Genomic DNA, 20792 nt, shown 5'->3' with positions numbered 1-20792 from the left:
GGCAAGCGAACGAATACGGGTGCGACATACACCAGGTTGGGGGCATCTAAACTCCTCCGCAGAAGGGACGTGCGATCAAGAGGTTGGGACGCGCCGTCATGGTGTTTGGAGCATGCCACTGCTTAGATCGGCTGCCTTAGCGAATATGCTCCTGGGTTCAGCCAGCCACGCTGGGGCCGCTGGGAGATGGGGCCGGGGATGACGACTCCAGGTCGTTTTTGTGAAGAGTGGCAGAAATCTTGTAATGATGAACATTGGCGTGTCTTGCTCTTGCGAAATGCGGGACTGATGGTTGTTTCATCGGGCTTTCACGACGCAGGTGGCCGGACGGTGAGGGGGACGCGTCAGCTGTACCAGCTGCGCACGTTTTCGCGCCTGATTTTCAAGACCTTCATCCTGGCCTTTTTGCTTGCCGGTTGTGCAAGTACTGCAGATGTTTTCGATGAGTTCAGCACTGATATCCAGCCGCGCTTGCAGAACGGCGAGCCCGCGAGGGCGGGGGCCGTGATCAACGAGGCGGCGTTCAACAAGACGGCCGTGACCGCGACCATAGCGCGATATGACGGGTTCGTCGGGTCGCTCCGCGTCAGTCACGAGGGCGACAGAGCGGAGATCGAGGAGGATTTGCGCACCCTCGGCGGCGTGGTTCCACCAACCTTCGACCCCAACGAACGCGTGAAGATCGACTTCACGGACGCGTCTCTGGCCGATGTGCTGAAGCAGCTTCTCGGCGGAGCGCTTGGGATAAACTACGTCGCTCCGGGCAACCTGCCGGGGGGGATAACGTTTCGCACCGAACAGCCCGTTCCCAAGAGCCGCGTGCTTCAGATCGTGCGGGATATCCTGTCGCGCAATGGGTTCCTGATGCGATTTTCCAATGGTGTCTATCAGATCGGCAACCAGGCCGACATGGACGCCCTGCAGGGCGGTTCGGTTGTCGGCCGGACGGGCGAGGAGGTGACGCGGGTCGTCAAGCTCAAGAGCGCCAATGCCGCGGGAGTCGTGGCGCTGGCATCGCAACTCGTGCCGGCAAACGTCCGTATCCTGCCGACAAGCTCGGCCAGCAGCGTCATCATCCAGGCGAATCCCAACGACATCAATTCCGTCGAGCAGATGATCCTGACCCTGTCGCAATCCGCGGTCGGCAGCGACAAGGTCGCGATCATTCCGCTGACGCGCAGTTCGCCCGAAGCCGCGGCCGCCCAGCTTAACGAATTCTATGCGCCATCCCTGCGCCCGGGCGAAGGCACGGTGACGGTGATGGCGCTTGAGAACCAGCAAGCCATCTTCGTGCGCACCTCCGATGCGTCCCTGATGGATGGCATCCGGCAGATCGCCGCGCAGATCGATCGCTCGGTGACGGATGTCTCGGACTTGCGCATCATTGCCCTGACCCATTTGCAGGCGGTCGATTTTGCGCCGCAACTCGCGCAGATATTCGGGTCGGATGCGACATTCTCCTCCCGGCCGTCCGATCAGAGTTCTGCCGAGGAGGTTCGTTCGTCGACGGGTGTGCGCTCCCGCCTTCGGGCGCCGGCAAAGGCCGTGCTGTCCGACAATGAGGACGGAACGGAACTCGCGGTTCCCGGCCCGGAGATGGGACAGCCGGTCGCCGGCGAGGGTGCGGCCGCGTCCGAAAAGGGAAAGGGTGGTGCAGCCTCGGACGTCTCGGTTGCCTCGCCGCAGGCCGGCGAGACCCGGATTGTTGCCGATCCGCGCACCAATTCCATTCTCGTCTTCTCGACTTACTCGGTCTACAAGAGAATGCGCGAGGTCGTTCAGACCTTGGACGTGGCGCAAGCCCAGGTGATCATCGAGGCGACCGTTCTCGAGGTCAAACTCACCGACCGCCTGGAGACCGGCATCCAGTTCTTCCTGCAGAGCAAGGGGATCGTCGTCGGCTCGGGCATTCCGAGCGGAAGCCAGTCGCCTGACGATGGCGGCGTGTTGGGTGTGAGCACCAGCATCGGTTCCGTGACGGTCGATGCCGTGGTCAGGGCGCTGCGCTCGGTGACCGGCGTCAAGGTCGTGTCCTCGCCCTATCTGACCGTTATCGATGGCCAGACGGCGCGACTGGTGGTCGGCGATCAGATCCCGTTCGTGTCGACCTCGCAGACATCCAGCAATGGCGGCAACGTAACGGTCACGCAGAATGTCGATATCCTCGACACCGGTGTCGTGCTGGAAATCACGCCGCGCATCCACGCCAACAATTCCGTCGATCTGAACGTGGTGCAATCCGTCTCCTCGCCGGTCAGCCAGGAAACCGCTGACGGCCAGACGCCAACCATCGCCACCCGCGATATTGCCTCGCGTATCCTCGCCCAATCGGGACGCACGCTGCTGTTGGGTGGGCTGATCCAGGACAGGATCGAGAAGGGCGAGAACGGCGTGCCGGGCCTCGCGCGGGTGCCGGGCCTCGGTAAGCTTTTCAAGCAGAACAAGGCATCGGCGCATCGCACCGAACTTCTGGTGCTGATCACGCCGCGCGTCGTGCGCAGTTCCTCCGAGATCGAGGGCATAACGCGCATGCTGCAGGGATCGCAGGCACAGATGCATAACTTGACCCAGACCAGGACCAGGGATCTCAAGGCGCCGTAAGGCGCACCCGCCCTGACCATACCGGGCCGCCTTGTGCGGCCCGGTATGTTTTCGGCCGCCGCGGGCTGCGATCCGGGTGCTCTTCTCCTGTCTGTCATCTTTGCGACATCGGCCGATGCGGCACCGCTTATGGTGGCGCAAAGCGTAGGGCGTTTCATCACAAGGGAGTTTTCGATGAGCATTCCGGACATCACCGCAATGATGGAAGACGTCGGGGCTATGGACGATTCCATCATCGCCTGCCTGAAAACGCCAGACGACACCTATGCCATCCGCTTCGAGGATCTGGACGTCTTCGTTGAGGTGGAAGCCGACCGCGGCCGTATCGTCCTGTCGAGCGAGATCGGAACGCCGGTGCGGGCGCGCGCCGCCGATGTCTACGAGACGATGCTGAGCTACAATCTCCTATGGCGCGCCACCGGGGGGCTACGCATGGCGTTGACCGGTCGTGGCGGCGCCATGGTTCAACTGGTGGACCTCGCCGGCGAGGAAATCAGCGCAAGGCAGATCGTGACGGTCGCGGTCAACATGGCCGATCTCACGCGCATCTGGCAGGCCTACCTGCAGACGGGCGGCGGCGAGGTCAGCATGCCGGAACCTTTCGATCTATCCACCGCAATCCGGGCATGAGGGAGCGCGACCATGGCGAACATCACCGTTGATGCAAACACCCGGCTTTACAAGCTGCAAGCGCTGACCAGCCACGAGGGGGACGCGACGAAAACCCTGCGTGCGAAACACAATGAGTGCGGCGATCTGGTTCTCTACGTGAAAGAGGGCAAGTCCTCCTTCCTGGACAAGGCGCTTGGGCGCGCCGAACGACGGGAAAACCGCGCAGCCGAAGCGGTGAAAACGATTTTTTCCAATGAAATGAACGCGCTGAAAGATGCCAAGATCGGCGTTAGAACCCTCGGCAATGTCGCACAGGACGCCATCGGCCAGACAGTGCGCACCGGCGACATCGGCGCGCTCGCCTCGAATGTCCGCAAGGTCGTCGATATGTTGCCCCCGCGTCTGGCCAAACCGGATGCGCAGTCCGGCATTGCCGCTGGCCTGAGCATGCGTGACCTCGGGGTGAATGCCGCGGACCTATCGGATCCGTCCGCAGACGGGCTCGGCGACCGGATTGCCGCCGGGTTCAGGAACAAGCCGGGGGTCGGCGAGGAAGACCTGCATGCGTTCGGCCGATCCGGTGCGACGCGGTTGAGAGAGGAATTGACGGCCGCCCTGACGCAAGAGCGTGGCAGTAGTGACGGCATCGAAACGTTTGTCGATGCGGCGGTCAATCGCGCCGTCTCGCAGATGTTGCCGGATCGGGCTGTGGCCAACAGCAAAGCCACCATCGACGGCTATGTCCTGCACAACATCACGATCGGCGGTCAGGAGTTTGCGCCCGCAGGCCTCCTTGGCAAGGGCGGATTTGGCGTGGCGTTCGAATACCGGAATGTCGATAATCCGTCGCAGACAATCGCCCTCAAGCTGCCTCTGGCCCAAAATACCGCGTCCATCGAGGATAAAGCGAAAGCGGTTGACGAATTTGCCAAGGAAGCCGCCATGCACAGGAAGGCGCAGGGCGACGGCAACGAACATGTGCTTGGCCTCAAGGGGGAAATCCGCTTTCCGGACGGAACGCTTGGCCTTGCGATGGAGATCGCTCCGAACGGTGATGCGTTCAAGGTATCAAAATCGATCAGCGAGATGGTCGAGAAGGGCGAAATGACAAAAGCCGAGTCGGACGTGCTGCGCCTGACGATGCTGAAAGACATGGCTCTCGGTCTCCAGCATATGACGGGGCTGGGCGTTCAGCATCTGGACTTCAAATCGTCGAATTGTTTTGTCGGTTCGGATGGGGTGATCAAAGTCGCTGACTTCGGATTGACCGCTTTTGGAAAAGACGTGAGCATAAATCATTTCAGCGCTATCCCGGTTGCAAATTACCTGGCGCCGGAAATTCTTCAAAAAGACGATGATGCACGGAGTGCGGGTAACAAGGACTATAAAAAGGCGATCGACAGCGCGCGCATAAATGTTCAGAGCCTGCTTCCGAATGCGAATGACAAAACGGTTAAAGCTCTTGCCACAAGCATAGCAGATGCGGAAAAAGCCAAATCCATAAAAAGCGTAAGGGAAAATGCCTTCATTACGTCTGCTGCCGATGCTTGGGGCTTGGGAGCCTCGGCAATCGAGATGCTGACCGGGTTCCTTCCCTTCGAGTCTTCCAAACCCGACGCGCAATTGGATTCCTTCGGTTTGGCAGCGTACGGCGTCAAGCCAACCGAAACGCCGTTGGCCGATGGAAGAGGCGACGATGGCAAGCCGCTGAACGGGTCTGCCGGCGTGAAGACGGGAGACGCGGCGATCGATGACCTGCTGACGGGGTTGCTCCAAGCAAAGCCGAAGGATCGCTACACGGCCGGCGACGTGCTTCAAAGCGCAGCGCTCAAGTCTCCTGGTGTGGGGTCGGATGAGGCGCGGGCGTTGATCGCAGCGATCGGCAGCGGCAAGGATGACGCGATCGAGACTGCAAAGGCCAAGCTTCTCTGGAGCATGATCTAAGCAGGACGATGCGGGCTCTCCGTGCTGCCGACGGATGAAGGCCGAAAGCCTTTGCAAGCGCGCCGGCCGCCGGATTTGATCCACGGCCGGCGCTATGCTGGCTCCGGCCTGCGATCCTTTGGCCGACTGGCAAAATCCTCGACCTCAAACGACCACCACCGGCGCACCGATCGGCACGCGGGAATAGAGGTCGATCACGTCGTCGTTGTGCATCCGGATACAGCCGCTGGACGACGCCGTTCCAACCGTCTCCGGCTGGTTGGTGCCGTGGACGCGAAACAGTGTGTCCTTGCCATCGAGATAGAGATAGAGCGCCCGCGCGCCCAGCGGGTTTTGCTCCCCGCCTGGGATGCCGGCCTGTAGCGGGCGGTAGCGCGCCGGATCGCGGCGGACCATGTCGGCAGTCGGGTGCCAGGCCGGCCATTCCGCCTTGCGGCCAACAACAGCGCGACCGCGAAAGGTGTAGCCCTCCCTGCCCACCCCGACGGGATAGCGCATGGCACGCTCATTGCCGAGCACATAGGACAGCTGGCGTGCCGCGGTATCGACCACTATGGTGCCCGCCGCATAGTCACCCGCATAGGCAACCTCCCGCCCTGAACCTGCGCCACCCGTCGAGCGATCCGGGCTCCCGGACCAGAAGGGAAACGGATCGGATGGACCGACGCCCGCACTGGAGGCGAAGTAGGGTTCCGGCTTGCAGCCGGCCAACAGCAGCGGCAGGCCTATCATGAGGGTACGACGGTTCATCATTCCTGCCCTGTGGCTCCATTTTGCGGCGCACCGCCGTTTCATACTGTCTGGATCTGCACCCATCCGGGCAAAGCAGCTTGAGCGCTACCGCGTCAGCCAGTTCAGCGTATCGTTGAAGATCACCGAGGCGTAACCGGACTGCCGCTCCAGCGCCATGCCCAGTTCGCCGACAGTCAGGATCCGGCTGCCTTCGTCCGGCGCAGCACCCTGCCGGAGTTTCGCGCCACCGCGGGTCTGGACGTAGCGTTCGCCCGCCAGGCTGACGCCGCTGACATCAAGCGCATAGGGTTCGATGTCGCGCAGGATGTGGCGGACGAATTCGGGGTTCTGCGAGACTTCCCGCAGATAGACGGAGGACGGGCGCGTCCCGTCCGCCTGCTCCACGCAACGCCCCGTCATCTCGGGATTGAGAGCAGCTTCGAACATCAATTCCTGGGATTGCGGGCTGAACGTAGACAGCGACAGTTGATTGGTGACGCTGAGCAGATCCAGCCAGAACAACGTGCCGAGCGCGTTGCTCCTGGTCAGGCGCGAACCCTGCCAGCATTGCCGCGCATCCGCCTCGGTGCTGCGAAGGCTGGCGAGCATGCGCTCATAGCGGGCGGGCAGGGAGGTTTTTCCGGCGCTATCGCCATCGGGATCCGCCTCCTCGAGGGCTTTGATCCCGTCCTTCAGCGCCGCGCCGTTTTCGCTCGCGTCGAACGTGCCGTTGTCTGCGTCCTCGAGCAGCCGCCTGGCCATCGTTGCCAGCTCGTCCTCGGAGAGGATGCCTGGGGATGCGGACGCAAGGTCGCTATTCTCGCTGTCGAGAAGACCCGGTATCGGCAGAGAGGAAGCCGTATCCTCCGCTGCCGGGAGGAAGGGCGTGCCCACCATGCGGACCGGCGTTTTCCTGTCGCGATCGACGGCGCGGGCATTTTCGCCCGTCGGCCGCCCGTCGTTCGGCAAGTCCCCGGCATCCGATGTGGAACCGGACGTTCCGAGAGCCTCCGACCCAGCTACCTGGCGCGGTTTCCCGCCGAAGATGTCCGACAGGCCGGAACTGTCGGCCGTCGGCCGGGTTGCATCATCGCCCTGTCGTGTGCCGGGATCGAGGTATAGCGCCTTGTCGGTTGTCGTTTTCTGCTCACTGGCGTCGGCATTTTCGCCCGTCGGCCTCCCGTCGCTCGGCAGGCCCCCGGCCTCCGATCTGGTAACGGCAGTTCCGAGAGCTTCCGAACCAGGCATCTGGCGCTGCTTCCCGACGAGGGTATCCGACCGGGCGGAACCGTCGGCGGTCAGTCGGTTTACATCCACGCTCACATCACTGCCCTGTCCCGTGCAGGAACCCGATCCGGAAACGGATAGGCCGAGAGCCCCAGCACCCGGTACCTGACGCGATTGTCCGGCGAAAACATCCGACAGACCGAAATTGTCGGCCTTCAGTCGGTTCACGTCATTGCGCCGCCGTGTGCCGGGACCAAGATATGGCGCCTTGTCGTCGGTCGCTTTCAGATCGATGCCGGCGGCATTTTCGACCGTCGGCCTCCCGTCGTTCGGGAAGTCCCCGGCATTCGAGCCGGAAGCGGATGCGCCGAGCGCACCAACACCCGGCACCTGACGCGGCTGCCCGACGAAAATATCCGACAGATCGAAACTGCCGGCTTTCAGCCGGTTTACATCCACGCTCACATCGCCGCCCTGTCCTGTGCCGGCACCAAGATACAGCGCCTTGTCGTCGCCAATGCCGATCGTGGCCTCCGGTTTCGACGGGTCCTGGAGGAAAACGAGGGAGCGCAACGGAATGATGGGGGCGAGTTGGGTGGAATAGGCTTGCAGGAAGCCCGCCCACGCGTCGATCTTATCGGTCGGGATAACGCCGCTGGCCTCGATGAGGTCATTGTCGCGGCGCAGCAACACGAGTGGCACGATCTTCGACCGCTCGGCAAGTGCCTGTACATCGCTGAGCAGGCTCGCTCCGGTCCGCACATTCGATGTGATCGACGCCACACCCATGACGCGCTCCTTAAGCGTCTCGGTCAGCTGATTCAGGCGGTCGGCATCGAGCATGACGCCGTCTAGGGACAACACGCCCGTATCCGACAGCGCGAAGGTCAGGCCTGAGCTTTCGGAGTCCAGGAAGTTCGCAACCTCGTTGCGGATCAAGTCCGTCACGGAGATCCGGACCCTTGCCGCAATACCGGCGTCGCGGATCGCGGCCAGCGCCGCACGGCGCTCCACCGGCGAGGTGACGTAGCCGGTGACGAAGACAGTGCCGTCAATTTCCTGCCGGGTCGCCAGGCGTTTCGCAAAGGGAAATTTGCCGAGCGAGGCATCGACAAGCTCAAGGTCCGTCCTCACCGCTTCCTGCCTTTCCGGCGTCTTGTCCCAGCCGAGGCTATAGCTCATCGCGAACACTGCCATGGCGAGCAGAAGCACGGCTGCCACGGGGAGCAGCGCCTTCCTGCCGGGGCGCGAAAACAGGATTGCGAGATCGCTCAAGGCGCCGGGTTTTGGCGGCGTTGCGGGCGACTGTTCTGAAAGCCCGCCGACGTCAACGACCGACGACCAGTTTGCGGTCGTTGGACCGAGGGCAAATCGGGACGTGCCGGCGGTTACGATGTCGAGCGGCTCAATCTCTTGAAAGTCGCCGCCAGCTTCGAGTGCAAAGCCGTTGCCCGTCTTGAGCGAGCCTGTGCCTCCGGCGATCTCGATCTTGCCCTGGCGAATGACGATGCGCAGATGCGCGGCAGACAGGCTGACGTCGAAGATCTGGATATCGTCGGCGCTACCCGAGCCGACGGCATACTCGCCTTCAGCCAGCACGATATCGACGCCGGACTGGACGCCGCTCAAGATCTTGAGAACGATATCGGCAGATCCACTTGCGGCCATAACGACTTTCCTTCGACAGTCGGGCGGGTCGCCGGTCCTGCTTGTCCCGTTCCGAGGAAAAATCGCTCGTCGCGCTTCCTTCGCCCGATCCAAAGTCAGCAGTGCTCGAAAAAAGTCAACGATATCGGGCGGGAAGACGCGAAGTTGGGTCGGACAGTCAAGAGGTTGAGGCGGATGGTCATGGCGTTTGAGATCCGCTTTCCCCTAAAATTCCGCGCGATTGCGGATCAGGTCCATGGCGGACCCGGGTCGCACCAAGCCGAGGAATGAATGGGCATCGATCCTGAATATGCGAGAGGAGAGCGCTCCCGGGTAAGGCGCTTGGCCACCGCGTCGAGGCCGGTCGTGGTCTCCTCGCCTTGCGGGTTGCGACGCCCGTGACAGCGAACCGCCTCAGCCAGATGCCGCATTTCTCGATCTCTGCCTTCGGTTCGCTGGCAGACGAGGTTTGTCGCGCGCTCGAACAGGCGGCATCCTATCGAATGCTGGCGCCGAACGAATTCATCTACCTTCAGGAGGACGAAGCCGACTTCCTGTTTTTCGTGCGCTCGGGGCATATCCGCCTCTCCTATCTTCTGGAAGACGGCTCTCCGATCCTTTTCGGCGTGCTTCCGCCCGGCGAGAGTTTTGGGGAACTTGGCGTGTTCCACGGCGGCCAGCACTATGACATGGCGACGGCGATTGGCGCCGGTTCCATCTACTGCATTCCGGCGACGGCCTTCCACGCGCTCGCGCAGCGCCATCCCGATCTTAATCTCGCGCTCGCGCGCACCATCGCCAATCGCTATCGTTCCTACATTTCCCTGACCCGCATCCTCGGCCTCAAGACATTGCAGTCACGTTTGTCCCAATGTCTCCTAAGGGTCGCGGACGGTCTCAACGATCGCACCCACTATATGGGCCGGACAGTCCTGCGGGTGCGCGCATTCATCACCCAGTCCGACCTCGGGCTGATTGCGCGCGGCGCCCGCGGGAATGTGAACAGGGCGCTCAAGAGCTGGGAGCGTGACGGATACATCGCCATCCAGAGCCGGAACATCCTCATTCTGGACCGCCCGGGCCTGGAGGCGATCGCTCTTGAAGACGACCTGTCACGTTTGAGACAGGATTCATGAAACGGAGGCGCTACCAATGAGCCTGGAACCAGATGTGTCGTTCACATTCACGGATCTTGCGGATCGGCTTTCCGAACACGACGGAGCAGAGTTTGCAGGAAACACGCTGCAGCGTCTTCTCATGTTGAAGGAGACGGTCGATCGCGAGATCGGCAAAGGGGTCGGGCAGGACGTCTATGAGGGGTTCAGAGCGGTGTCTGAGGCTCTCGGTTCGGCAACGACGATCATGTCGTTGCTCGTGAAATTGCGCGCAGGTGATGGGCGCATGGCAATCGAAACGGAAAGAAGCGGGAGACAGTAAATGGCTGGAACAGCTGGCATATATGTCAAGACGTTTGAAGATACGCAGACGACGCCCGGCGCGGGCGTCTACTCGTTTACCCCGGTGGATTACGTCAACAAGAACGGCTTCGACCTGATCTGGCGCCAGCAGAAATTGCAGGAGCAGATGGGCGCCATCGAGGAAGACATCCGCTCGATCGAGCAGAATGCCAACCTCTCGGATACCGAGAAGATGTTCTCCATGCAGATGGCGATGAACACCTGGTCGGCTGTCAGCAATCTTCGCACCAACATGCTGAAGACGGTTGCCGATACGCTGAAGAGCATCGCGCGCAACGTCGCCTGATCGACACGCGGCAGACCGCTCGCGTAGCACCTGGCAGGGGAGGACCCTGCCGGATGCCTTGCGCCGCGCGCAAGGATACCTCGCAAGGCTAAAATTCGCAGGAGGGATGACGATGTCGGGTGCGATTGAAACGCTGAGGCAGAATCTCGCTGCATTGAACGTGACGTCGCCGGTCGGCGCCGAGGTCGCCCGCGAGGTCCGGGGCAATTATCGCGGAGAAAGCGTCACGGTCTCGTCCGAAGCATCAAAATTGCAGGATGCCACGGAAGAGCTTGGCATGTCGGTTGCCCATCGCGCCGACAAGCGCAGCCTCGATCGCCGCGAGGTGCGCCAGGGCCAGTCCGCTAGCCTGCAAGCTCTGGCGCGAATTGCCGACTACTATGACAAGCTCCCGGATATGCCGCGGGAGTCGGAGCTGCGCAACCTTGTCGAAACGCTCCAGGGTTTCGAGCGGCTCATGGACGAGGGCGGCGGGGCTGGCGGCGGCCTCACCAAGGACGACATCCTTGCCAAGTTGCGGGAATTCGATCTGGACGTCACGCACCAGTACGCGGCCCTCGACGTCGCGCGCGAATTCTTTTCGGTCACCGGTGCCAGCAACGCATTCCAGATGTTGCTGGACGAGGCACATGCCGAGTTTGGCAAGGGCGATCTGGGCCGTGAGGTTCGCGCCGGCTTTGTCGGCTCGCAGGCTTCGGTCTCGCTACAGAGCGATCCGGCGGCAGCACGCGAGACCTATCGTGCCATGCTGCGCGAAACACAGAACATGGGCCAGCTTTTTGCGACGTTCCGGGATTTCGACATTCTCAGCAATTTCAGCGAGACGGTGACAGCCTTCATGGACGCGGCTGGCCGGGATCTCGCCAGCACAGGCCCCTCGACCGATCCCGCCTATCTGCACGCTCTGATTACGGAACTGCAACGGCTCAAGAAGATGCAGAGCATGGTGGATGCCTCGCTCACCCTGATGCAGACGACCGACCGGCTTCTGCAACCGGGCGAACGTCCGGCCGGCGACGCGATCGATATGACGGGCAATATCCTGACCTTCGCCTCGAATGTGTCTCCGGGGCCCCTGGATGCCCGCGCCATGCTCTCGCGCTACGGCGAATGCTCGCTGGCAACACAGGTCGCCTTTGCAAACGGCCTGCGCGCGTTGCACGGCGAAATACCGGACGGGATCGCGCCTTCGCCGCAGGCCCGTCTGCAACAGGGTGCTGCAATCGTCGGCATGCTGGATATGCTCGTTTCGGAAGAGGAACGGGAATACGCGGGCAGTTCGCTGCACTAGAGCATTTCCGGTGAAATCTGGTTCACTGGAAATTTTCTAGGCTATTGTTTTTATCGCATTATCCGACGCCGAAGCGATGCCGCTTCGGCTGGAAATGCTCTAGTGCAACGGGGTTGGACAGCGCCGTGGGCACCCGCCTGTGCGGGCAGAGTGAGAGTGGGTGAGGATGGCATTTTCCAATCAGGTCGTCCGTACGATCGACGCGTTCGCGGCAAGCATGAACATCGCGGCGCGCGCCGCTGCCGATGGCAGCTACAGTTTCGCCTTCCAGCATTCGGGGACGTTGACTTTCACGTCCACGCCCGCGGGCGATGCGACGCTGCTCAGCCTTCACGTCTCGACGTCGTTCCTCAACGAAGAAGCCGAATTTCGGCTCATGCAGCTGGCAGGGCCAGAACGGTCGAGCGGTCGCTTCCTGTCGGTTGGCGTGACCAGTGACGGCGGGGCGATGCTGGTCGTGAAGATTGGCGAGCAGGACATGAACCTGCCGCAGATCGAAACCTGTCTGCAGCAATTGCTCGCCGCCCGCGCGGCCATTGCCTGAAGGTCCGGTCGTGCGTGCAAGGCGTTCCAGCTGGCGCGGCGGAATGGGGGTCAGGGTCTGAAGATCATGTAGTCGGCGATGTCCGGGCTTGGCGCCGCGGATGCCGTCATCCTGCTACGGCCTGCGTCGCTCATGACGCCTTCGAGGTCGATGACGAATTGATCCATCATGCGGCTGAACTGGTAATATTCGAGATCATTGACGTAGCTGTCCCGCACCAGGATCAGGGCGCGCGAGGTCGGCTCGATGGCGAGCCGGGTTCGGCGTTCCGCTAGTTCCGTGTTGCGGGAAAACAGGTCCCATGCCGCGAGTGTATCCATATCGGGTGCTGGATCGACAATGCCGATCAGGAATAGGGCGTCATTGGCCGGGCTATAGCCGATCGCGATCTCCATCTGCCCGTCAAGCCGGATCGGGATGTGTCCGTTCTCGTTGAAACCGAGTTCGGACAGGCCTTGCTGGCGCGCCAGTTCGGCGACGAGCCCCTCGGCCCTTGTGCTCAACTGCATCGTGTCAGTCCTTCTCTCCGGTTGGTTCGGCGCCATCCGGCTCCGTCGCCGAGGACGTCATGCGCGCGAGGAAGGAGGGGCTCGCAATGGATGTCTTCGGCGTTTCGCGGTGCTCCTTGAGCAGCCTTGCCGCGAAGTCCTGCCACTCCGGTGAGTTCAGATCCTCGTCCATCTCGTCAGCCATTTCAAACCTCCTTCAGGAGTACGTTATGACGTACTCTGTTGGGGTTTACCGTTATGTCCTCATGTTCTGTCTTAACGCGATCCACCACCTTGAACGTTACATCCGGCGGGAACGCGACTTCGGCTTCTGCCGATGAAAATTGAGAGAACATGGAGATATCCTTGCCCTGGGATCCAGGTTTCAGGAGAACAGTCAACACACCGTTATATTGAAAATCCTTGGATGGATCGGAGCTGGTCGACATTATACCTCTGTCGCCAAATCCCGTGCCCTTCTCCATCAAATTCACCGTATTGTTGTTGAAATTGAAACCACGGAAGCACTGGTGATATGTTTTTCCACCCGGGCCGGTAATCGGGTTGCCGTCAAAAGAGGGCAGCTTTGCAAGGCCATTCGTGAACTGCTTCGTCAATTCGTCGGTCGCTTGGTCTCTGACCTCGCCACGGAGGTTCGCGTTTACCGTCGTAAACCCACCTGTCGTGTACATCCTGATGGCAACTGCTTCGGTAATCGTCAGCTTGTTTTCGATCATTACCGCAAGCGCCTTGGGTGATGTCAGGATCTTGTGGACGTTTTCGTCGAATTTTTCCCTGTTCAAATGCGGATCTATCAAGGCGCCATTCTCGGCATTCGTCGAGGGCAGCAAATTATACAGGTCGCTTTTCTGGGATTCTTCCTTGAATGTTTTGAGGTAGCCCGCCTCTACATGGACGCGCGGGACGATCGGGGCGCTTGGAGCGCCGGGCGTAAAATTGGCGCGGGTCTGGGTGACATCGATCGGCGTGAAGTATGTAGAGAGTTTGACGCCGAATTCGCTGATCCTGTTGCCGATCGTCCGCAGACCCTCCTTGAGCGTGGACCGGAGGTCGGCATTGTCCTGGTTCTGGCCAGGTTGAAGGGCGGCGACGCCACGATGGGCGCCAATTGCGACTGACACTTGCTGCTCTCCCTGTTTTGCACGTTGCCTTGCGGCTGGGCCTCGGCATCAAGCCGATGCGGCGATCTGTTCTGCGATCTGACGAGAAATCGCCGAGGCTGCGTTGACTTGGTTGATCATGATGTTGGCGATTGCGTCCGCGCCGAGAGCCAGCGGAAGCATGTCCGCCACCTCCAGCGTTTCCCCATCCGGCCGCGCGCGCAGCGTGCCGCCGGCAAGCGTGTCCCCCGGCGCATTGTGCGCCAGCAGGCCGCGAAGAATCGGAGCTGGCACGCCCCGATGGGCGTTGCCGATCGGGGCGCTCAACAGCACTTCCCGGCCATTCGGCTGGAAGTGCGCTTCCGAGAGGCCGCCATCTGCGAAGTGGATGACGATGCGGTCGGTGGGCATCTCGCCAATGCGGGTACCGAGCTTTTCCTCGAGTGCCAGAGCGAGTGTGTTTTCAGTCGCCGGGTTCGCCATGCCGCCATCTCCTCTACCTAGGCAAGCAGTAGTCTGGTTCGGCAGCAGCGTTGGTGACGAATGGTACAGCGGGACCGATTTGTCGATCAGACCGGGATGAGACCCTGCGCAACGCCGGTGGCCGGTTTCAGTACTGGGTCTTGTCCTTGGGCTGCGTGTAGACGCTGTTTGCGACGATGTCGTTCACCGGATCGAACGTTCCGCCCTTCTGGGCCTGCTCAAGGGAGGAGATGCCGGATTGGTTGAGATAGTCCTCGAATGCGTCCCGGCTGGTCTGGCTGTTTGCCCGATTGGCCTTGTCGCCCACCTTGGTACGCTCGGCGGGTGAGGTAAGCGGCAAGGGATCCCTGCTCCCCTTCGCCGTTACGAAATCCGGCACCGGAATGCTGCTTGAACGTTGAACTGAATCGACCATTGCCTATCTCCCGCTGGTGCAGCGACAGGTCCCGCGGTATCGGGAACGAGGATCGCGACCCCCCGCAAGATAGGGCGATCCGGCCTCGTCATGTGTCATGTACGGCACTGAAGCGTCGCCTCTCGATCCAAGCCACGCAGGCGAACCCCGCCAAAAGAAAGAAGATCCCCGTGACGCGGTCGATCCAGTCTGCGAGCCGATCGAGCAGGCTCTGCGTCGGCGACGTCGTTGGCCGGGCGATGGCTGTGGCGCCTGTACCGGGCGCGTGTTCGGCGGCTCCGTGCAACAAAGCGGCAAGGCCGATGCGGAAGGACTGGCGGTCGGCGGATGTTTCACGGAGCTGAAGAAAAGCCGGAACCCAGGCGAGGCTTTGCCGTTCTGGATCACGCAGCGCTGCGGGCACGGTCAGTTCGGTGAACGCCGTTCCACCGGCTTCGAGGGCACCCGCAACCTGATTGTAAAAGGCATGTGAGAAGACCTGCAGGCGGACGGGGTCGTCGACCGGGGTAAGGTCGGCAAGTCTGGAAACGAGATCGCTGCCCGAAAGCTGCCAAACCTCTTTTCGGCCCGCGTTGCTTATTTCGACGCGATCCGCGAACAGGTCGAGGCTGGTGCCGCTACGGCCGTGGGCGAACAGGTGGTCGATCATGGCGGCGGGGGCGAGAACCTGCTGTCTCGTCACCATGAATGCCTGTTTGGCTTCGAAGGCGCGCGGCGCGGGCGATGCCGGTTCACCCTTCTGGACGAGGCTCAGAAAAATCAGCAGGATCATGAAGCAGGCGGCAAACATGCTCGCCGACAGGTCGGTCAGGACGGTCATGTTTATCCGCCACGCGATCATCGCACCTCTGCCCCCGCCGAGGACCGGCAGAGGTCCGCGCGTTTGGGGTCGAGAACATAGATGCAGCCGGAATCGACCCGAAGCTGGTAGAATTCAGCGGCGCTGAGTGTGCCCATCAAGGATGCGAAGAGAAAGGCGCTCTCCTGTCCATCCGGCTGAACGACAAGAAGGATGCTGCGTTCTTGCGCTGCGGTCCGGAGACCATCCAGCAGCGCCTGGTTTTGCAGGACGTCATCAAGCCCGATCCGCGTTTCGGTGTCGGCAACCTCAATGCCGGCACCCACCGCGACATAGACGGCTGGTTTCTCACCATCGATGACAATCTCGTTCCAGGAGAGTGCAGAAGGTCGCTGGGTGGCGAGCCCGCCCGGCTTCTGGAGCGCGGGAAGCAAGGAGAGCAGCATCAGGATGACGACGGCGACCAGTGCCAGAAAAATGTCCGCCATCGAGGCGGGCAGGTCCAGCGGGCCGTCGTGATCATTCATCGGGAAGCGTTTCGACGAGATGAAGACATTCCGCGGCAATCTCGCCTTCGCGTTTCTCCAGGAAAGCGAGGAGGAGCGAGGCAATCAGCGCGCCCGTCAGCCCCAGCAGCGTCGTCTCGAACTTTACGGCGAGCCCGAGGAGGCTTGCGCCAATGTCGAGATTGCCGCTGCCGGGTGCGTTCAGTTCATTGGGCAACCCACCGACCGCCGCCGTCAGCCCAATGACCGTGCCGAGAAAACCCAGAAGCGGGATGAAGGCAAGAAGGGCGCGGACCAGATGCCGCGAAGCGGCATGAAAGGCTTCGAGCGAGCGGCGCGCGATCGGATGGTCCCGATTCCGCACGGCTTCGCAAACGAGATTGAGGCTGCGCGTATGTGCGTATTGGGGCAAAGCGGTGCCCGCCAGATGGCCGAGCTGTGCCTTGGTGAGGCCACCAGCTTCGGCCAGATGCCGGCGGCACAGGGCGCGCAGGCTGGCGAGCGCCATGCTGTCCTGGCGGGCGAGCAATGCGGCATCCAGGGTGGCGGCGGCAACGACGAAAAAGAGCAGGATGATCGCGGCGTGGATGATCGTGGCCCCGGTGAAGGCACGGATGACGATCGCCAACGGGTCCAGCCGGTCCGGTGCGATCGAAATACTGCCGGTAAACTGGTAGAAGACCAGTGTGAGGCAGCAACCGAGCAGGATGGCCGCGGACATGGATTGCGTGCTGGCGATGCTGCTGCCGAGCGGGTCGCGCCACAGGGCTGAAAAACGCAGGTCGCAGGCTTCGGACAGGACACGCGCGGCAAACAGCGCAACCAGGATCTGCGGCCAGACCGGCTCTGCCTGAACGGCGACGGCCAATGGCTTGCCGGCCAGAACCTCGCCCATCAATGGAACAAGGGTCGCGGTTGCCCCGGCGGTGGTCGCGGTGAGGCGTACGAGTAACTGGAAGCGCTTGTTGGTTGCAGGCAGGAGCACGCTCGCCACCAATGCGGCGAGGGTCAGCGCGCAGAATGCGAAGACGCGAAAACCTTGCCCATAGGCGTGGATTGCACAGTAGAGCGCGAACATGACGGTAAGACACAGCAGATAGGCGCGCAGCCGGCCAGTGTCCGCATCCGGTTGCGTCTCCGTCGCCCGCATCTTCATTCGGCGGCGGTCAGTTGGCTCTGATGCGCCATCCTGATCCGCTCCAGCGGCTGGATGTTCGCGCTCGGCGTGAGCTCCTGATAGGACAGGACGGCCAGGTTCGGAAAGTCGCGCTCCACGATCTTGCGCATGAAGCGCCGGATATCCATCGGCGCAAGGATAACGGGAGAGGCGCCGGCGGCAGCGCTCTTGCGGATGCCGACGACGTTCTTGATGCTGGCGATCAGTTCGCGATGGATGTCGGGCGACAGGGCAAGATAGGATGCGCCGCTTGTCTGCCGGATAGCGCCGCGCACGGCGTCCTCGATTTCCTTGGAGACCAGGTAAGCGGGAAGGATATTCTGTCCGCCGGAAAATTTGTGCGTGATGTAGCGGCTGAGCGCACCCCGGACATGTTCGGACAGGATGATGGCGTCCTTTTCGCGCTGCCCCCAGGTGACGAGCGCTTCCAGCACTGTCCTGAAATCGCGGATCGATATTTCCTCGCTGACGAGGCGTTGCAGAACGTCGGTGATGGTCGTGATCGGCAGCAGGCGGGTGACCTCGCGCACCAGCTCGGCAAAATTCTTCTGCATCTGGTTGATCAGGAACATCGTCTCCTGAACGCCGATGAAATCCGGAGCATTCGCTTTCAGGATGTGGGCCAGATGGTAGGTCAGCATGCTCGACAGAGTCATGACCTGCATGCCCGCCTTCTCGAGCACGGGCAGATGCTTCGTTGCAACCCAAAGGCTCGGCGTGTTGGGCAAGAAATCCTGCCCGCGCTCGAACGGAATATTGAACATCGCGAGATTGCTTTCGGTTTCCCGCACGATGACGAAGCCCGGACGGGCTAGGCCGGCTGCGACCGGAATCTCGTTCACCAGTATGCGATATTCCCCATCCTTGAGGTTTTCGTTGAGGCGCAGATGGATGCCGGGGAACGGAACACCGAGATCGAAATAGAGCGCTCGCCGCACTCTTGCGACCTCGCGGTCGAGCTTGTCGGGGCGGATCGAGTTGCGCACCGTTGCCGCGATGTCCACGATCAGCGGCACTGTCAGCGCAAAATTGACAGGATCGACGGGCGTCGTGTCTTCCCGGTCGTCCGGCAGGGTCGGAGGCGCGGACATTGCCGCCAGATCGCTGGCGAGCGACGGCATTTCCGCTGATCTGCGTGTGGCGGTCTTGCGCGACGCCTTGCGTGCGAGGAGATAGCCGCCGCCGCCGACGATAACCGACAGGATCAGGAAGATGTGCCAGGGAAAGCCGGGCACGACCGCGAAGATCGCGAGGATCGCGGACGTGATCATCAGCGCCTTCGGCTGGCTGATCAATTGGCTGGCAATGTCGCTGCCAAGATCGCTGTTGTCTTCGGAGGCAACGCGCGTGACGATGAAGCCGGCCGTTATCGAAACGAAGAGGGCCGGAATCTGGGCGATCAGGCCGTCGCCGATCGTCAGAAGTGCGTAGAGGTTCAGGGCTTCCCCGGCCTCAAGGCCGCGCTGGAACACGCCGATGCTGATGCCGCCGATCAGATTGACGAAAATGATGATGATGCTGGCGATGGCATCGCCCTTGACGAACTTCATGGCGCCATCCATGGCGCCGTAGAGCTGGCTTTCCTGCTCCAGCTTGTTGCGGCGTCGCTTCGCCTCATCGAGTTCGATCAGGCCGGCGCGCATGTCGCTGTCGATCGACATCTGCTTGCCGGGCATCGAATCCAGCGAGAAACGCGCCGACACTTCCGCGACACGCTCCGAACCCTTGGTGATCACCAGGAAGTTGACGATCGTCAGGATGAGGAAGACGACCATGCCGACGATAAGGTTGCCGCCGACGACGAACTTGCCGAAGGTTTCGACGATATGGCCGGCGTCCCCCTGCAGAAGGATGAGGCGTGTCGTGGAGATAGAGAGGGCGAGGCGGAACAGCGTGCTGAGCAGCAGAATGGACGGAAATGCGGAAAGCTGCGTCACGTCTGACAGGTAGACTGCGGCCATCAGCAGAATAACGGTCAGGGTTAGGTTGATGGCAATCAATCCGTCGACCAGCGCCGTCGGCAGCGGCAGGATCATCATGAAAATGATGCTGACCAGCAGGACCGCCAGCAGGAGGTCGTTTCGCTTGGAGAGCGCGATCAAAAAACGCTGCATACAATTCCTTTGACCATCCCGTCAGGATCGGGCCGGAGAGATTTCAGATGTCCAGGCGGAAGCGGTTGGCAACGACCGGTGCGGTCGGAACCGTTTGATCGGCATCCGACATGGCGCCGACGACCGTGGCGAGAGTGGCGAGCAGCGCCTGCGCCGACTGTTCGATGGTGCGGCTCCGGCTGTCGTCCTGCAGGTCGCCAAGCCGCTTGCGCAATGTCTCCATCGTCGCGGTGATCTTGCTTCCGGCCTCCCGCGTTCGTTCGCTCACGGACCCGAAAATCTGCTCGAACCCCTTGTTCTGATCGGTGTCGTCAACATCCTGCTGCAGGCGGCCGGAGCGATAGGCCGCGAGCGCGTTGGCTGCCGATGCCGTCGCCTGGAATGTCAGTTCCTCCAGGTCCTTTGTGGTCTTGAGGTAGGATTTTTCGTCCTTGTCCAGCCGCGATGCCAGCGCCGTGGTCGCGCTGTTCAGCGCCGCGATGGTGCTGTTGGAAAAGGCCGTGCGCGTTGCTTCCGTGCGCGGCCCGTTGACGAATGCCGTCAGCCGGGTTTCGGCGGTGCCGAGCTGGCTCGTCAGGGAGGCAAGCAGGGCGGATGCCTCACCCGCCTCATCAGACCCGGGCTTCAGCCGCTTCAAGCTGGCCTCGACGTCGGAGATCTGCTGGTCCAGGCTGTCGATCAGCACGTTTGCCAGCTTGATGTCGATCCCCTCGCGTTTCGTCAAAGCGGCATTGAGCCCGGTCTGCGCGGTGGTGAGCTGTCCCTGAAGCTGCGTCCGCTCGGCCGGCGTGAGGTTCGGGTTTTGAAGCTGTGTGGTGAGGGTCGCGATCTTGCCCTTGAAGTCGGCGATCTTGGTATTTTCGGCGTTGCGCTCGGATATCAGTGGCGCCGATTTGTCGCGAAGGTCCTTCAGCGTGCCGCTCGATGTTTCTTTTCCGGTCCGTTGGTTTTCGGCAGTCTCGCGCATGGCGTCCAGACCGAAGGCCGAGAGCGCGGAGGCGAGGCTTGCAAGACCCGCAAGGGCATTGTCCTTGCGGCCTTCGCCGTCCGAGAGTTCAAGGTTAAGCGTGACCTGGGACAACAGCGCCGCAATGTCGCCGATAGGGTTCGGTGTTCGGATGCCCAGGCTCTGAAACAGGCCCTGGCTCGAGCCGGTTCCGACCAGCCAGAGTGGCGTATAGCTCTGCTGGGCATCGGTTTTACCGGCAATCTGAACATCGGCAGGTGCCGCGCCCGGTAAAGCTCCGGAGCCGGGGAGAATGGATGGCGCGATCGTCGACATTCTGGCCTCAATTCCGCAGGATGGCTATTGCTGGGAACGAGCTTA

At 61.7% G+C, this 20792-nt stretch carries 20 protein-coding genes; 8 read left to right on the top strand and 12 right to left on the bottom strand.

Annotation, left to right across the window (positions count from 1 at the left end; translation table 11 throughout):
* Window positions 1–504: 504 nt before the first annotated feature.
* The 3 genes from gspD to ACT6VE_RS10475 all read left to right on the top strand — a co-directional run bounded on the left by gspD (window position 505) and on the right by ACT6VE_RS10475 (window position 5157).
* Entirely contained in the window at window positions 505–2601 is a 2097-nt protein-coding gene (gspD, locus tag ACT6VE_RS10485; protein WP_444798555.1) for a type II secretion system secretin GspD, read from the top strand.
* 174 nt (window positions 2602–2775) lie between these two features.
* The gene (locus tag ACT6VE_RS10480) at window positions 2776–3231 is read left to right on the top strand and encodes a type III secretion system chaperone (protein WP_444798554.1); all 456 of its coding nucleotides are present in this window, start codon (window positions 2776–2778) and stop codon (window positions 3229–3231) included.
* A 12-nt stretch (window positions 3232–3243) separates the two neighbouring features.
* Complete coding sequence (locus ACT6VE_RS10475; protein WP_444798553.1) at window positions 3244–5157, top strand: protein kinase domain-containing protein; 1914 nt, start codon at window positions 3244–3246, stop codon at window positions 5155–5157.
* Between the two features lie 144 nt (window positions 5158–5301).
* Here ACT6VE_RS10475 and ACT6VE_RS10470 read toward each other — a convergent pair whose 3' ends face one another.
* Together ACT6VE_RS10470 and ACT6VE_RS10465 are read right to left on the bottom strand one after the other, a co-directional pair.
* Window positions 5302–5907 (bottom strand): L,D-transpeptidase, encoded by a 606-nt coding sequence (locus ACT6VE_RS10470; RefSeq protein WP_444798552.1) that lies wholly within the window; start codon window positions 5905–5907, stop codon window positions 5302–5304.
* Window positions 5908–5994: 87 nt separating this feature from the next.
* Window positions 5995–8784, bottom strand: a complete 2790-nt coding sequence (locus ACT6VE_RS10465) for an FHA domain-containing protein (RefSeq protein ID WP_444798551.1) — start codon at window positions 8782–8784, stop codon at window positions 5995–5997.
* 377 nt (window positions 8785–9161) lie between these two features.
* Between ACT6VE_RS10465 and ACT6VE_RS10460 the strand changes: the two genes are divergently transcribed.
* The 5 genes from ACT6VE_RS10460 to ACT6VE_RS10440 all read left to right on the top strand — a co-directional run bounded on the left by ACT6VE_RS10460 (window position 9162) and on the right by ACT6VE_RS10440 (window position 12362).
* Window positions 9162–9899: a Crp/Fnr family transcriptional regulator gene (locus ACT6VE_RS10460; RefSeq protein ID WP_444798550.1), complete on the top strand. Its 738-nt coding sequence runs from the start codon at window positions 9162–9164 to the stop codon at window positions 9897–9899.
* Window positions 9900–9915: 16 nt separating this feature from the next.
* Window positions 9916–10200 carry a hypothetical protein gene (locus ACT6VE_RS10455; protein WP_444798549.1) on the top strand — a complete coding sequence of 95 codons (285 nt, stop codon included), beginning with the start codon at window positions 9916–9918 and terminating at the stop codon, window positions 10198–10200.
* Window positions 10201–10527 (top strand): EscF/YscF/HrpA family type III secretion system needle major subunit, encoded by a 327-nt coding sequence (locus ACT6VE_RS10450; RefSeq protein ID WP_444798548.1) that lies wholly within the window; start codon window positions 10201–10203, stop codon window positions 10525–10527.
* 112 nt (window positions 10528–10639) lie between these two features.
* A complete protein-coding gene (locus ACT6VE_RS10445; protein ID WP_444798547.1) occupies window positions 10640–11818 on the top strand; it encodes an HrpJ domain-containing protein in 1179 nt (392 codons plus the stop codon).
* A 166-nt stretch (window positions 11819–11984) separates the two neighbouring features.
* Complete coding sequence (locus ACT6VE_RS10440) at window positions 11985–12362, top strand: hypothetical protein (protein ID WP_444798546.1); 378 nt, start codon at window positions 11985–11987, stop codon at window positions 12360–12362.
* Between the two features lie 50 nt (window positions 12363–12412).
* Here the strand turns inward: ACT6VE_RS10440 and ACT6VE_RS10435 are convergent, their stop codons facing one another.
* The 10 genes from ACT6VE_RS10435 to ACT6VE_RS10390 all read right to left on the bottom strand — a co-directional run bounded on the left by ACT6VE_RS10435 (window position 12413) and on the right by ACT6VE_RS10390 (window position 20747).
* Window positions 12413–12871: a type III secretion system chaperone gene (locus ACT6VE_RS10435; protein WP_444798545.1), complete on the bottom strand. Its 459-nt coding sequence runs from the start codon at window positions 12869–12871 to the stop codon at window positions 12413–12415.
* Window positions 12872–12875: 4 nt separating this feature from the next.
* Window positions 12876–13055, bottom strand: coding sequence for a hypothetical protein (locus ACT6VE_RS10430; RefSeq protein ID WP_444798544.1), 180 nt, complete (start codon window positions 13053–13055; stop codon window positions 12876–12878).
* A 1-nt stretch (window position 13056) separates the two neighbouring features.
* Window positions 13057–13992, bottom strand: a complete 936-nt coding sequence (locus ACT6VE_RS10425) for an ADP-ribosyltransferase (protein ID WP_444798543.1) — start codon at window positions 13990–13992, stop codon at window positions 13057–13059.
* Window positions 13993–14040: 48 nt separating this feature from the next.
* Window positions 14041–14454 carry a type III secretion system chaperone gene (locus ACT6VE_RS10420; protein WP_444798542.1) on the bottom strand — a complete coding sequence of 138 codons (414 nt, stop codon included), beginning with the start codon at window positions 14452–14454 and terminating at the stop codon, window positions 14041–14043.
* A 127-nt stretch (window positions 14455–14581) separates the two neighbouring features.
* The gene (locus ACT6VE_RS10415; protein WP_444798541.1) at window positions 14582–14869 is read right to left on the bottom strand and encodes a hypothetical protein; all 288 of its coding nucleotides are present in this window, start codon (window positions 14867–14869) and stop codon (window positions 14582–14584) included.
* An 88-nt stretch (window positions 14870–14957) separates the two neighbouring features.
* On the bottom strand, window positions 14958–15689 hold the full coding sequence (locus ACT6VE_RS10410) for a hypothetical protein (RefSeq protein ID WP_444798540.1): 732 nt from the start codon (window positions 15687–15689) through the stop codon (window positions 14958–14960).
* A 17-nt stretch (window positions 15690–15706) separates the two neighbouring features.
* A complete protein-coding gene (locus ACT6VE_RS10405; RefSeq protein ID WP_444798539.1) occupies window positions 15707–16195 on the bottom strand; it encodes a hypothetical protein in 489 nt (162 codons plus the stop codon).
* Complete coding sequence (locus ACT6VE_RS10400) at window positions 16188–17330, bottom strand: MotA/TolQ/ExbB proton channel family protein (RefSeq protein ID WP_444798538.1); 1143 nt, start codon at window positions 17328–17330, stop codon at window positions 16188–16190. Before ACT6VE_RS10400 ends, ACT6VE_RS10405 begins: the two co-directional genes overlap by 8 nt.
* Complete coding sequence (gene sctV, locus ACT6VE_RS10395) at window positions 17327–19465, bottom strand: type III secretion system export apparatus subunit SctV (protein WP_444798537.1); 2139 nt, start codon at window positions 19463–19465, stop codon at window positions 17327–17329. Before sctV ends, ACT6VE_RS10400 begins: the two co-directional genes overlap by 4 nt.
* Before the next feature lie 43 nt (window positions 19466–19508).
* Window positions 19509–20747 carry a hypothetical protein gene (locus tag ACT6VE_RS10390; protein ID WP_444798536.1) on the bottom strand — a complete coding sequence of 413 codons (1239 nt, stop codon included), beginning with the start codon at window positions 20745–20747 and terminating at the stop codon, window positions 19509–19511.
* Between the last annotated feature and the right edge of the window lie 45 nt (window positions 20748–20792).

Origin of the sequence: Shinella sp. (assembly GCF_052438155.1) — a bacterium.
GTDB lineage: Bacteria > Pseudomonadota > Alphaproteobacteria > Rhizobiales > Rhizobiaceae > Shinella.
This window is presented reverse-complemented; position numbering and strand designations above follow the sequence as displayed.

Excerpts from the sequence above, each read along its gene's own strand:
- ACT6VE_RS10480 (WP_444798554.1), top strand. The coding sequence starts at position 2,776 with ATGAGCATTCCGGACATCACCGCAATGATGGAAGACGTCGGGGCTATG.
- ACT6VE_RS10475 (WP_444798553.1), top strand. The coding sequence starts at position 3,244 with ATGGCGAACATCACCGTTGATGCAAACACCCGGCTTTACAAGCTGCAA.
- ACT6VE_RS10470 (WP_444798552.1), bottom strand. The coding sequence starts at position 5,907 with ATGAACCGTCGTACCCTCATGATAGGCCTGCCGCTGCTGTTGGCCGGC.
- ACT6VE_RS10465 (WP_444798551.1), bottom strand. The coding sequence starts at position 8,784 with ATGGCCGCAAGTGGATCTGCCGATATCGTTCTCAAGATCTTGAGCGGC.
- ACT6VE_RS10455 (WP_444798549.1), top strand. The coding sequence starts at position 9,916 with ATGAGCCTGGAACCAGATGTGTCGTTCACATTCACGGATCTTGCGGAT.
- ACT6VE_RS10450 (WP_444798548.1), top strand. The coding sequence starts at position 10,201 with ATGGCTGGAACAGCTGGCATATATGTCAAGACGTTTGAAGATACGCAG.
- ACT6VE_RS10445 (WP_444798547.1), top strand. The coding sequence starts at position 10,640 with ATGTCGGGTGCGATTGAAACGCTGAGGCAGAATCTCGCTGCATTGAAC.
- ACT6VE_RS10440 (WP_444798546.1), top strand. The coding sequence starts at position 11,985 with ATGGCATTTTCCAATCAGGTCGTCCGTACGATCGACGCGTTCGCGGCA.
- ACT6VE_RS10435 (WP_444798545.1), bottom strand. The coding sequence starts at position 12,871 with ATGCAGTTGAGCACAAGGGCCGAGGGGCTCGTCGCCGAACTGGCGCGC.
- ACT6VE_RS10430 (WP_444798544.1), bottom strand. The coding sequence starts at position 13,055 with ATGGCTGACGAGATGGACGAGGATCTGAACTCACCGGAGTGGCAGGAC.
- ACT6VE_RS10420 (WP_444798542.1), bottom strand. The coding sequence starts at position 14,454 with ATGGCGAACCCGGCGACTGAAAACACACTCGCTCTGGCACTCGAGGAA.
- ACT6VE_RS10415 (WP_444798541.1), bottom strand. The coding sequence starts at position 14,869 with ATGGTCGATTCAGTTCAACGTTCAAGCAGCATTCCGGTGCCGGATTTC.
- ACT6VE_RS10410 (WP_444798540.1), bottom strand. The coding sequence starts at position 15,689 with ATGACCGTCCTGACCGACCTGTCGGCGAGCATGTTTGCCGCCTGCTTC.
- ACT6VE_RS10405 (WP_444798539.1), bottom strand. The coding sequence starts at position 16,195 with ATGAATGATCACGACGGCCCGCTGGACCTGCCCGCCTCGATGGCGGAC.
- ACT6VE_RS10400 (WP_444798538.1), bottom strand. The coding sequence starts at position 17,330 with ATGAAGATGCGGGCGACGGAGACGCAACCGGATGCGGACACTGGCCGG.
- sctV (WP_444798537.1), bottom strand. The coding sequence starts at position 19,465 with ATGCAGCGTTTTTTGATCGCGCTCTCCAAGCGAAACGACCTCCTGCTG.
- ACT6VE_RS10390 (WP_444798536.1), bottom strand. The coding sequence starts at position 20,747 with ATGTCGACGATCGCGCCATCCATTCTCCCCGGCTCCGGAGCTTTACCG.